The organism is Cellulomonas sp. P4_D11, from assembly GCF_056401915.1.
In genome coordinates this window covers 34,788-45,345 of the sequence record NZ_JBFUIK010000031.1, presented here as the reverse complement: position 1 = coordinate 45,345, position 10,558 = coordinate 34,788, and the positions used below count along the sequence as shown (strand labels likewise).

The following is a 10,558-nucleotide window of genomic DNA, read 5'->3' as shown; positions in this document are numbered from 1 at the left end:
GCATCGCGTCCAGCCGCTCGAGCACCGGCCGCGGGCCGCCGCGCGTCTCGAAGTCGCACTTGGCCAGCTCGATCAGCGCCCGGCCCCGCCAGTGCGCGACCTCGGGCGACGCCGGCATCGCGTCCAGCGCGCGCAGCGCCGGGCGGAGCCGACGGCGCGCGCGCGTGGGCCGCCCCTCCGCGTTGTCGTCGTCCGCCCGCTGGACCTGCTCGACGAGGGCATCGAGGCTCGGCGGCCCGGACGCCGCCGGACTGCCGGGTTCGGACATCTGCGCTAGAGCTCGATCTGTGGCGTGACGATGGGCACCGTCGGGTCCGACGGGCGTCGCAGGACCAGACGAGCCGGGCCGCGCTCGATGTCGGAGAACGAGAACCGACCGTCGGCGTCGGACGCCGTCGTCGTGACCTCGCCGCCCTGGTGGAGCTCGACCGACAGCTCCCCGGCGGGGGCCGCCCACCCGTCGACCCGCACCTTGCCGGCCTCGGCGTGGACCGAGATCATCACGGTCAGCACGTCCGTGGTGAACGTGATGGTGCCCGCCTCGATGCTGGCTTCGTCGGCGCGCACGGCGAGCGCCGGCTCCCCGACCAGGTGCAGCTCCGCGAGCTCGGCGTGCATGGCCTCGATGGTCAGCGCCATCCCGATGCTCTCGACCAGACCGGCCGGGACCGGGTCCGCCTCCTCGACCATCGCCGCCAGGCGCCGCAGGATGCGGGCGTCGTCCAGGTCGAGGCCGCCGGCGGCGACCAGGGCGAGCGTCCTCTCGTCGGCGCTCATGACATGCTCCAGGCGGGGTCGGAGGCCAGCGCGACGCGCAGCTTGGCGAGGCACCTTCCTCGGGTCGGTCCGATGCTCCCGACGGGCATCCCGAGCGACCGCGACACGATGGAGTAGTCGGGGCGGTCGACCAGCGCGACCAGCCCCAGGAGCCGACGGCACCGGTCCGGCAGCTCCGACACGTGCCGCCAGAGCACCGCGTCGCGCTCGGAGCGCACCGCCACGGAGTCGGGCAGGTCGTCGGCCGGCGCGGCCAACCAGTCGGTCACGTGCTCGTCCTGCTCGTGGCGGACCAGCTCGTCGCGGCTGCGGCGTACCGACCTCCACGCGGCACGCTTGGCCGTGACGAGCATCCACTGGAGGGTCGCGCGCGGGTCCCGGATCGACTCGATGTCCCGCACGAGGGTCAGCCAGGTGTTCTGCACGATGTCCTGCGCCAGCTCGGGATCCGCCCCTTGGGCGCGCACGGTGTGCCACAGCAACGGCGTCATCACCTGCACCAGGGCGGCGAGCGGAGCTCGGTCTCCGTCGCGGTAGGCCACCACCGCGCGGGCCGCCTGCTCGGCGAGCCCCTCACCCTGGCTGCGGAGCTCGGTGTCCACCGGCTCCACCAGGTCGTCACTCATCATGGACCCCTCACAGGCAGGCCTCGTCGGGCGGCCGCCCCGCACACAGTAAGGCGACCCGGACAACCCCGACAAGGACGATACGGCCGCCGTCGGGTGCCCCCGGACCGCCCGCGTCGCGGACCGTCCCCCCGCGAGCACCCGCGGGCGGCCCCACCGATCGGGGTCGCCCAGGAGGAGCATCGACCCCACGGCCAGATACATCTCTGCGAGTGTTCTGCCGGATCGATGTATCTGACCCGTTCTCACCCGCTCCTGACCAGCACCCGACCCCCCCTGAGGAGAAGCGCGCCATGACTGAGCAGGACCCCGCACCCGCCTCGCACACACGCGACGAGATCCGCACGACGAAGCGCACGATCGAGGACGCCCTCATCGCGCGCCCCGGGGTGGTCGGGGTCGACATCGGCGAGAAGTGGTCCGACGGGTCGCCCACCGGCCGGCAGGCGATCGTCGTGCACGTGGAGCGCAAGCGCGCCGACGACGACCTCTCGGACGGCGAACGCATCCCGAGCGAGATCGACGGCATCCCGACGGACATCGTCGAGCACCGCGTGCGGCTCCTGGCCGCCGGGGGTCCGGCACCCAGCAAGCGCATCCGGCCGCTCGCCGGCGGGATCAGCCTCGGGCCGGCCACCCCCGTGACCGTCCCGATCGACGGCCAGGCGCAGCTGCGGTCGGTCAACGGCACGCTCGGCGTCCTGGTCTACGAACGGCACACCGGTCGCACGCTCGGCCTCACCAACTGGCACGTCGCCGCAGGTGACGGCCTCGAGGACGTCGCCAGCACCTGGATCCAGCCCGCGCTCGCCGACGGCGGCGACCCCCGCCGCGACCGCATCGGCGCCCTCGTGCGCGGCGCGCTGACCGACCGCATCGACGCAGCCGTCGTCGCGCTCGCTCCCGGCGCGCCCTGGCTGCCGGGGATCGTCGGCATCGGCGCCGTCACCGGGTCCGCACCGGCCGCCGAGGACACTGCCGTCCGCAAGAGCGGGCGCACCACCGGCCTGACCAGCGGCACGATCACGTCCACCGACTACACCACGTCCGTCGACTTCGGGCCCGGCATCGGGTGGAAGACCCTGCGCGACCAGATCCGCATCGAGCCCGCGGAGGGCGTCGACGCCTTCTCTGCCGAGGGTGACTCCGGTTCCGCGATCGTCACCGAGGACGGGAAGGTCGTCGGGCTGCTCTGGGCCGGCGAGGACGACGGCAGCTTCTCCGTCGCGAGCCCCATCGCCGTCGTGCTGGGCACCCTGGGCGTCGACGTCCTCACGCCGACCGCTGCGCGCGCCCTGGCGGCCCGCCGCACGCGGCAGGCCCGTCCCGCCCGCCCGGCGGCCGCACGGTCGCTCTTCCCGCCGGTCGAGGCCGCGTTCGGGGGCCGACGAGCACGCCGCCGTCCCGCCGCCGGCGACCCGCGCACCGCGAACGGGGCCCCCGGCCGACCCGCGTCGCCGCAGCCGCAGCCGTCCGGCCCGGCAGCCGCGCACGCCGCCAGCCGTGGCGAGGCGGAGGCGCAGCCGTTCACGGAACCCTTCACCGAACCGTTCACCGAGCCGTTCACCGAGCCCTTCACCGAGCCGTTCACGGAGCCCTTCACGGAGCCGTTCACCGAGGCGCTCGGCGCGAACCCGTTCACGGAGCCTTTCACCGAACCGTTCACGGAGCCCTTCACCGAGCCGTTCACGGAACCGTTCACCGAACCGTTCACAGAACCGTTCACCGAGCCGTTCACCGAGGCGCTCGGCGCGAACCCGTTCACGGAACCGTTCACCGAACCGTTCACGGAGCCCTTCACCGAGCCGTTCACGGAACCGTTCACGGAGCCGTTCACCGAGCCCTTCACCGAGCCGTTCACCGAGGCGCTCGGCGCGAACCCGTTCACCGAGCCGTTCACCGAGCCGTTCACGGAACCGTTCACCGAGCCCTTCACCGAACCGTTCACAGAACCCTTCACCGAACCGTTCACCGAGCCGTTCACGGAGGCGTACGCGCGCCAGCAGGCCGCGGGCGGCGCCGGCGCGGCCCGTGCCCGGGCCTACGCGACGCTCCGCCTGCGCGAGGCGTTCTGGGCCGGCTACGTCACGGCGATCGTCCGGGGTCGGGCCCGCTGACCGTCGCCACCACCGCAACCGTCCACGCACGAGGGAGCCAGCAGACGATGTCCGTCGAAGTCGAGAGGACCGCCACCGGTCCGGGCGCCGGCCGTACGGCGGTCGACCGGAGCCCGTCGGCGCGCGTCGTGGCGTTGCGTCCCCAGGTCGGTCGCCACACGGCGGACGGCGCGTCACCCGAGGTCGCCCCGCTGGTCGACGAGGTGCCCGCGGCCCATGCGGCTCGACACCTGACCGACCCCTGGGCCGGGCAGGAACCCGACGGGCGACCGCTGGTGCGCGAGCTCGAGGACCTTGTCGGCCGGATGCACGGGACCGGGCCGGCTGCGACGCTCCGCGCGGAGCTCACCTCGCTGCTCGGCGCGTGGGCGGCCGCCCTGGTCCGGCTGCACCGGACGCCGGTGAGCGCACTGACGCCGTACGCCCCGCGGCCGTGGGTGCTGGACGAGCCGCTGCCCGACTGGCTCGACGAGCTGCCCGCGCAGGCCGGCCCCGTCTGGGCGGTGCGCGCGCACCCCGCGGTCCGGCGGGCGCTGGTCGAGGCCGGCGCCTCGTGGACGGCGGCGCAGTGGACGCACGGGGACCCCACCGGCGACGAGGTCGCGATCACGCGGGCGCACGGGGCGGTGCGCGCCGTGCTCTTGGGCGGGCCGCACTCCGACGACCGCTCGTCGGCCGGGTGCGGCGACCCGCGCTGGGACGTCGCGACGGCCCTGGACTGGATCGCCATCGCGCTCGGGCCCGTGCTCGAACCCGCCTGGGACCTCGACCCGGTGGCGCTCTTCCTCACCGAGTACCGGAGCCTCGGGGGCGATGCGACGCCGACGCGCGCCACGGCGGTCGCCCGCACCCTGGCCACCGCGATCGAGTGGAGCGCTCACCTGGCCGTCGCCGGTGACCCGAGCGACGACGAGCTCACCTGGCTCTCGGGCCTGTGGACCCGCCCGCTGGAGCTGGTCGGGGCAGCACGTCCGGGGGCGGCGCGGCGCATGCGCTGAGCCCGGCTGTCGGGGGAACGACGAAGGCCCGGTCCGCAGGGGGGACCGGGCCTTCGTCGTGCTGGGGCTACCGTCAGGCGGCGTCGTCCTCGAGCAGGTTCCGCGTCTTGTTCTGGTCGACGAGGATGCCGGGGCCGTTCGTCGTCGAGAAGGTCGCCTTCGCGATGTAGCGGCCCTTCGAGGCGGAGGGCTTGAGGCGCAGGATCTCGTCGAGCGCGGCGGCGTAGTTCTCCACGAGCGCCACCTCGGTGAACGAGGTCTTGCCGATGATGAAGTGCAGGTTCGCGTGACGGTCCACGCGGAACTCGATCTTGCCGCCCTTGATGTCGGACACGGCCTTGGCCACGTCCATCGTCACGGTGCCGGTCTTCGGGTTCGGCATGAGACCACGCGGGCCCAGGACCTTGCCCAGTCGACCGACCTTGCCCATGAGGTCGGGCGTCGCGACGGCCGAGTCGAAGTCGGTGTAGCCGGCCGCGACCTTGTCGATGAGCTCGTCGCCGCCGACCTCGTCGGCACCCGCGGCGCGGGCCTGCTCGGCACGCTCGCCCGTCGCGAAGACGATGACGCGAGCGGTCTTGCCGGTGCCGTGGGGCAGGTTGACCGTGCCGCGGACCATCTGGTCGGCCTTGCGCGGGTCCACACCGAGGCGGAACGCGACCTCGACGGTCGCGTCGTACTTGGTGGTGGACGTCTCCTGCGCGAGACGCACGGCCTCGAGCGGGGTGTAGAGGCGGTCGGCCTCGATCTTCTCGACCGCGGCGCGGTACGCCTTGCTGTGCTTCGCCATGCTGTTCTCCTGTCGTGGTCAGTCGGGCCGGTCAGGCCCTTCCACATTCCTCAGCGGGCCGGACTCGGCCCGCTGTCGTCGTGCTGGTCGCTCAGCCCTCGACCTTGATGCCCATCGAGCGGGCCGTGCCCGCGATGATCTTCTCGGCCGCGGCCAGGTCGTTCGCGTTGAGGTCCTCGAGCTTGGTGCTCGCGATCTCGCTGACCTGGGCCTTGGTGAGCGTGGCGACCTTGACGGTGTGCGGGGTCGGGGAACCCTTGGCCACACCGGCGGCCTTCTTGATCAGCTCGGCGGCCGGCGGCGTCTTCGTGATGAAGGTGAACGAGCGGTCCTCGTACACCGTGATCTCCACGGGGATGACGTTGCCGCGCTGCGCCTCGGTGGCAGCGTTGTACGCCTTGCAGAACTCCATGATGTTGACGCCGTGCTGACCCAGCGCCGGACCGATCGGCGGCGCAGGAGTGGCCGCGCCGGCCTTGATCTGGAGCTTGATCAGGCCGGTGACCTTCTTCTTCGGGGGCATTGCTACTTCCGTTCGTGTCGTGGGCCGACGCCGTGGGCGATGACCCGGTTGCAGTGCTGCACCGTCGAGCGTGTTCGCCCGACCGTCAGCCCAGTCAGATCTTGGCGACCTGGCTGAAGGACAGCTCGACCGGGGTCTCCCGGCCGAAGATGGAGACGAGGACCTTGAGCTTCTGGTTCTCGGCGTTGATCTCGGAGATCGTGGCCGGCAGCGTGTCGAACGGGCCGTCCGTGACGGTGACCGACTCGCCGACGGTGAAGTCGACCTTGATCTGCGACGCGGCCTTCGCGGCGCCCGCGGCCGTGGTCGGCTGCTTGGGCTCGAGCGACGGCGCGAGCATCGAGAAGACCTCGTCCAGCGTCAGCGGGACGGGCTGGTGCGTGTGGCCGACGAAGCCGGTGACGCCCGGCGTGTGCCGGACCGCGCCCCACGACTCGTCGGTCAGGTCCATGCGGACGAGGACGTAGCCGGGGATCCGGACGCGCTTGACGACCTTGCGCTGCGCGTTCTTGATCTCGACGACCTCCTCCATGGGGACCTCCACCTGGTAGATGAAGTCCTCCATGTTGAGGCTCTGGCGACGGTTCTCGAGGTTCGCCTTCACGCGGTTCTCGTAGCCGGCGTAGGAGTGGATGACGTACCAGTCGCCCAGCTGGCTGCGCAGCTGCGACTTGAACGCCGCGACCGGGTCCTCCTCGACGTCGGGCTCGTCGTCGACCTCGGCCTCGTCGTCGGCCTCGGCCTCGGCGTCAGGCTCGGCAACCTCGTCAGCCGGCTCGTCGCTCTCGGTGGCGTCGACGGCGTCGTCGACGACGACCTCGTCAGCCGACGACTCGACGGCCTCGACCGACGCGATGGCGTCCTCGAGCTCCGCCTCGGCGCCCGTGGTGGGCTCCTGCGACTCCTGCGACACGTGCGAACCTGCTTTCTCCAGCGTGTGCGCCCGGCGAACCGGCGCGGTGGTTGCTCGACCTGGTGGGGCGACTGCCTGGCTGTCGGGGCGGGACCCCGAGCGGGCCGTCAGCCTCCGAAGACCCAGAACGTGAGCTTGCCGATGCCCAGGTCGATCACGGTGACGAAGGCCATGATCACGGCGACGAACACGAGCACGACGCTCGTGTAGGTGATCAGCTCCGACCGGGTGGGGCGGACGACCTTCTTCAGCTCCGCGATGACCTGGCGGACGAAGAGTGCGATGCGGGCGAACATGCCACGAGACTCGGACGAGCCCTTCCGGGCACCCTTGGGCGTGGACGGGCGTGCCGCCGAACCCTCGGCGTCGGACGCCGCAGCCGGTGCTGTCTCGCTCACGTCTGGCCCCTACGTCTCGTGGTGGTCAGGCCCCGTGCGGGGCCCGACATGACGGACGGGCCGACGCGTCGCGCCGGACCGACCGGCGGTCCTGCTCGCCTCCCGGCCCCCCGGGGTGACCCGGACGACCAGACGCGTGCGCAGGGCAGACAGGACTCGAACCTGCAACCTGCGGTTTTGGAGACCGCTGCGCTACCAATTGCGCCACTGCCCTACGGCGGCCTGGGCCTCCACGACGATCCGTACGCTCGAGGGCGCGCACCGACGGACACCACCCGCAGGGGGTCCGCGCAGGCTCCCGGAGACCTCCGGGGCACGGCTCATCATGGCGGACGTCAACCGCCGGGGGTCCACTGTACGCGACGAGCGCCCGTGGGTCGAACCGTCCCAGGCACCCTGGCCAGCCACCGATACGGCCGGCGAAATGACGAGCCCGGGGCCACGTGACCTCTGCCACTATGGGGGCCGTGAGCGAGCAGAACCCTCCCCGTGCCCGTGTGTCCGCCCGACTGGCCGCCATCGCCGAGTCCGCGACGCTGGCGGTCGACGCCAAGGCCAAGGCGCTCAAGGCCGCCGGCCGGCCGGTCATCGGCTTCGGTGCCGGGGAGCCCGACTTCCCCACGCCGGCCTACATCGTCGACGCCGCGGTCGCCGCGGCCAAGGACCCTGCCAACCACCGCTACACGCCGGCCGCGGGGCTCCCTGCGCTGCGCGAGGCCGTCGCGACGAAGACGCTGCGCGACTCGGGCTACGAGGTGAAGCCGTCGAGCGTGCTGATCACCAACGGCGGCAAGCAGGCCGTCTACCAGTCCTTCGCGGCGATCGTGGACCCGGGCGACGAGGTGCTGCTGCCGGCGCCGTACTGGACCACCTACCCGGAGGCGATCCGGCTGGCCGGCGGCGTGCCGGTCGAGGTGTTCGCCGGCGCGGACCAGGGATACCTGGTGACCGTCGAGCAGCTCGAGGCGGCCCGCACCCCGCGGACCAAGGCGCTGCTGTTCTGCTCCCCGTCGAACCCCACGGGCGCCGTCTACTCCCCCGAGCAGACGGCCGAGATCGGCCGCTGGGCGCTGGAGCACGGCATCTGGGTCATCACCGACGAGATCTACGAGCACCTCACCTACGACCACGCGGTGTTCACGCCGATCCTGCGCGTCGTCCCGGAGCTCGCGGACACGACGATCGTGCTCAACGGCGTCGCCAAGACCTACGCCATGACCGGGTGGCGGGTGGGGTGGATGATCGGGCCCGCCGACGTCATCACCGCCGCGACGAACCTGCAGTCGCACCTCACGTCCAACGTGGCCAACGTGTCGCAGCGGGCGGCGATCACCGCAGTCAGCGGCGACCTCGCCGCCGTCGAGGAGATGCGGACCGCGTTCGACCGGCGCCGGCGCACCATCGTCGAGATGCTCGCGACGATCGACGGCGTGCAGGTCCCGACGCCGCAGGGCGCGTTCTACGTGTACCCCTCGGTCGAGGGCGTGCTCGGGCGCACCATCCGTGGCGTGACCCCGACGACGTCCGCGGAGCTGGCGACCCTCATCCTCGAGCAGGCCGAGGTGGCCGTCGTGCCCGGCGAGGCGTTCGGGCCCAGCGGCTACCTGCGCCTCTCGTACGCGCTCGGCGACGACGACCTGGTCGAGGGCATCAGCCGGATCCAGTCGCTGCTGGCCGAGGCCGAGTAGCCCGTGCCCGACGCCGTCGAGGTTGCCGGCCTGCGCAAGGTCTACGGCGAGAAGAAGGCGGTCGACGGCCTCGACCTGCGCGTCGCGACCGGCGAGGTGGTCGCGATCCTCGGACCCAACGGCGCGGGCAAGACGACGACGGTCGAGATCCTCGAGGGCTACCGGTCCCGGGACGGCGGCGACGCCCGCGTGCTCGGGCGGGATCCGCAGTCCGGCGACCGGGCCTGGCGCACGCGGCTCGGCATCGTCCTGCAGAGCAACAACGACCTCGCCGAGGCGACCGTCGGCGAGCTGGTCCGGCACTTCTCCCGGTTCTTCCCGGACCCGCGCGACCCCGACGAGGTGATCGTCGCGGTCGGGCTGCAGGAGAAGGTCTCGACCCGCGCGCGGCAGCTGTCGGGCGGACAGCGGCGTCGGCTCGACGTGGCGCTCGGCATCGTCGGCAGACCCGAGCTGCTGTTCCTCGACGAGCCCACGACGGGCTTCGACCCGCAGGCCCGGCGCTCGTTCTGGGACCTGGTCGAGGCGCTGGCGGCGGAGGGCGCGACGATCCTGCTGACCACGCACTACCTGGAGGAGGCCGAGCGGCTGGCCGACCGCGTGGTCGTCGTGCGTGACGGGCACGTCGTGGCCGAGGGGCCGCCCGCCGACCTCGGCGGCCGGACCGCGCGGCAGGCCGTGGTGCGCTGGACGCAGGACGGGCAGACGCGCGAGGTCCGCACCGACACCCCGACGCGGACGGTGGTCGAGCTGACCGCGAGCCTGGGCGGCGAGGTGCCGGGCCTGCAGGTGCTGCGGCCGACCCTCGAGGACGTGTACCTCGGGCTCATCGCGGACGAGGCCCGGGTGTGAGCGCCGACTCGACCACGCGGACGGCGCTGCCGGGGGTGCTGCGCCTCGGGCTCGCGCGCACGGGCTACGAGGTCCGGACGTTCTTCCGCGAGCGCGACGCCGTCGTGTTCATCTTCGCGTACCCGATCATCATGCTCGCGATCTTCGCGACGGTGTTCGGGCAGGACGGCGCGACGGTGGGTCCGGCGCCCGGGATCCCGTTCGCGCAGTACTTCCTCCCCGGCATGCTGGCGACGGGCATCATGCTCTCCAGCTTCCAGAACCTCGCCATCACCATCGCGGTCGAGCGGGACGACGGCGGGCTCAAGCGGCTGCACGGGACGCCCCTGCCGCCGGCGGCCTACTTCCTGGGCAAGACGGGCGAGGTGCTGGTCACCTCGCTGGTCCAGACGGCGCTGCTGCTCGCGGCCGCGGCGCTGCTCTTCGACGTCCCGCTGCCGACGGCCGCCGCCGCGTGGACCACGTTCGCCTGGGTGTTCCTGCTGGGGACGGCGGCCGGCACCCTCTGCGGCGTGGCCTTCTCGTCGGTCCCCCGCTCCGGGAAGTCGGCGAGCGCCGTGGTCACGCCGATCGTGCTCGTCCTGCAGTTCATCTCCGGGGTGTTCTTCGTCTACAACGACCTGCCCACGTGGATGCAGCAGATCGCGTCGGTGTTCCCGCTGAAGTGGATGGCGCAGGGCATGCGGTCGGTCTTCCTGCCGCCGGGCGCGGAGTCGTGGGAGGTCAGCGGATCGTGGCAGCACGGCGCGACGGCCGTCGTCCTGCTGGTGTGGGCGGTCGCGGCCCTGCTGGTCGGCATCCGGACCTTCCGCTGGCAGCGCCGGGACGACGGCTGACCTCTTGCCCCTCACGCGGCGTGAGGTCCTAGCGTCCTTG

11 protein-coding genes, 1 tRNA gene and 1 pseudogene are annotated in these 10,558 nt (G+C 72.5%); 5 read left to right on the top strand and 8 right to left on the bottom strand.

All coding sequences use genetic code 11. The features are described from left to right. The 3 genes and pseudogenes from AC1DT4_RS16445 to AC1DT4_RS16435 all read right to left on the bottom strand — a co-directional run. A pseudogene (locus AC1DT4_RS16445) lies at positions 1–268 on the bottom strand (CHAT domain-containing protein); the annotation flags it as partial. A 5-nt stretch (positions 269–273) separates the two neighbouring features. Further along, positions 274–777 (bottom strand): carboxypeptidase regulatory-like domain-containing protein, encoded by a 504-nt coding sequence (locus tag AC1DT4_RS16440; protein ID WP_477090861.1) that lies wholly within the window; start codon positions 775–777, stop codon positions 274–276. Next, positions 774–1,403: an RNA polymerase sigma factor gene (locus AC1DT4_RS16435; RefSeq protein ID WP_477090860.1), complete on the bottom strand. Its 630-nt coding sequence runs from the start codon at positions 1,401–1,403 to the stop codon at positions 774–776. The genes AC1DT4_RS16440 and AC1DT4_RS16435 overlap by 4 nt, the downstream gene beginning before the upstream one ends. A gap of 293 nt (positions 1,404–1,696) precedes the next feature. Here AC1DT4_RS16435 and AC1DT4_RS16430 point away from each other — a divergent pair, with 293 nt between their 5' ends. Both AC1DT4_RS16430 and AC1DT4_RS16425 read left to right on the top strand, forming a co-directional pair. Next, positions 1,697–3,520, top strand: a complete 1,824-nt coding sequence (locus AC1DT4_RS16430) for a trypsin-like peptidase domain-containing protein (protein ID WP_477090859.1) — start codon at positions 1,697–1,699, stop codon at positions 3,518–3,520. Positions 3,521–3,567: 47 nt separating this feature from the next. Then, positions 3,568–4,518, top strand: a complete 951-nt coding sequence (locus AC1DT4_RS16425) for a phosphotransferase family protein (RefSeq protein ID WP_477090858.1) — start codon at positions 3,568–3,570, stop codon at positions 4,516–4,518. A gap of 73 nt (positions 4,519–4,591) precedes the next feature. Here the strand turns inward: AC1DT4_RS16425 and rplA are convergent, their stop codons facing one another. The 5 genes from rplA to AC1DT4_RS16400 all read right to left on the bottom strand — a co-directional run bounded on the left by rplA (position 4,592) and on the right by AC1DT4_RS16400 (position 7,356). Then, positions 4,592–5,308 (bottom strand): 50S ribosomal protein L1, encoded by a 717-nt coding sequence (gene rplA / locus AC1DT4_RS16420; RefSeq protein WP_477090857.1) that lies wholly within the window; start codon positions 5,306–5,308, stop codon positions 4,592–4,594. 91 nt (positions 5,309–5,399) lie between these two features. Further along, positions 5,400–5,831, bottom strand: coding sequence for a 50S ribosomal protein L11 (gene rplK, locus AC1DT4_RS16415; RefSeq protein WP_056023364.1), 432 nt, complete (start codon positions 5,829–5,831; stop codon positions 5,400–5,402). Positions 5,832–5,925: 94 nt separating this feature from the next. After that, on the bottom strand, positions 5,926–6,744 hold the full coding sequence (nusG, locus tag AC1DT4_RS16410; protein WP_477090856.1) for a transcription termination/antitermination protein NusG: 819 nt from the start codon (positions 6,742–6,744) through the stop codon (positions 5,926–5,928). A gap of 107 nt (positions 6,745–6,851) precedes the next feature. Beyond that, positions 6,852–7,142, bottom strand: coding sequence for a preprotein translocase subunit SecE (gene secE / locus AC1DT4_RS16405; protein WP_477052244.1), 291 nt, complete (start codon positions 7,140–7,142; stop codon positions 6,852–6,854). A 141-nt stretch (positions 7,143–7,283) separates the two neighbouring features. Further along, a tRNA-Trp gene (locus tag AC1DT4_RS16400) sits at positions 7,284–7,356 on the bottom strand. Between the two features lie 244 nt (positions 7,357–7,600). Between AC1DT4_RS16400 and AC1DT4_RS16395 the strand changes: the two genes are divergently transcribed. Genes AC1DT4_RS16395 through AC1DT4_RS16385 form a run of 3 tightly spaced genes read left to right on the top strand, consistent with a single transcriptional unit; the run spans position 7,601 to position 10,518 of the window. After that, on the top strand, positions 7,601–8,830 hold the full coding sequence (locus AC1DT4_RS16395) for a pyridoxal phosphate-dependent aminotransferase (protein WP_477090865.1): 1,230 nt from the start codon (positions 7,601–7,603) through the stop codon (positions 8,828–8,830). Between the two features lie 3 nt (positions 8,831–8,833). Continuing rightward, a complete protein-coding gene (locus AC1DT4_RS16390; protein WP_477090855.1) occupies positions 8,834–9,682 on the top strand; it encodes an ABC transporter ATP-binding protein in 849 nt (282 codons plus the stop codon). Beyond that, complete coding sequence (locus AC1DT4_RS16385; RefSeq protein WP_477090854.1) at positions 9,679–10,518, top strand: ABC transporter permease; 840 nt, start codon at positions 9,679–9,681, stop codon at positions 10,516–10,518. Before AC1DT4_RS16390 ends, AC1DT4_RS16385 begins: the two co-directional genes overlap by 4 nt. Positions 10,519–10,558 lie beyond the last annotated feature (40 nt).

Coding starts and splice junctions, on each gene's coding strand:
- AC1DT4_RS16440 (WP_477090861.1), bottom strand. CDS start 777: ATGAGCGCCGACGAGAGGACGCTCGCCCTGGTCGCCGCCGGCGGCCTC.
- AC1DT4_RS16435 (WP_477090860.1), bottom strand. CDS start 1,403: ATGAGTGACGACCTGGTGGAGCCGGTGGACACCGAGCTCCGCAGCCAG.
- AC1DT4_RS16430 (WP_477090859.1), top strand. CDS start 1,697: ATGACTGAGCAGGACCCCGCACCCGCCTCGCACACACGCGACGAGATC.
- AC1DT4_RS16425 (WP_477090858.1), top strand. CDS start 3,568: ATGTCCGTCGAAGTCGAGAGGACCGCCACCGGTCCGGGCGCCGGCCGT.
- rplA (WP_477090857.1), bottom strand. CDS start 5,308: ATGGCGAAGCACAGCAAGGCGTACCGCGCCGCGGTCGAGAAGATCGAG.
- rplK (WP_056023364.1), bottom strand. CDS start 5,831: ATGCCCCCGAAGAAGAAGGTCACCGGCCTGATCAAGCTCCAGATCAAG.
- AC1DT4_RS16395 (WP_477090865.1), top strand. CDS start 7,601: ATGGGGGCCGTGAGCGAGCAGAACCCTCCCCGTGCCCGTGTGTCCGCC.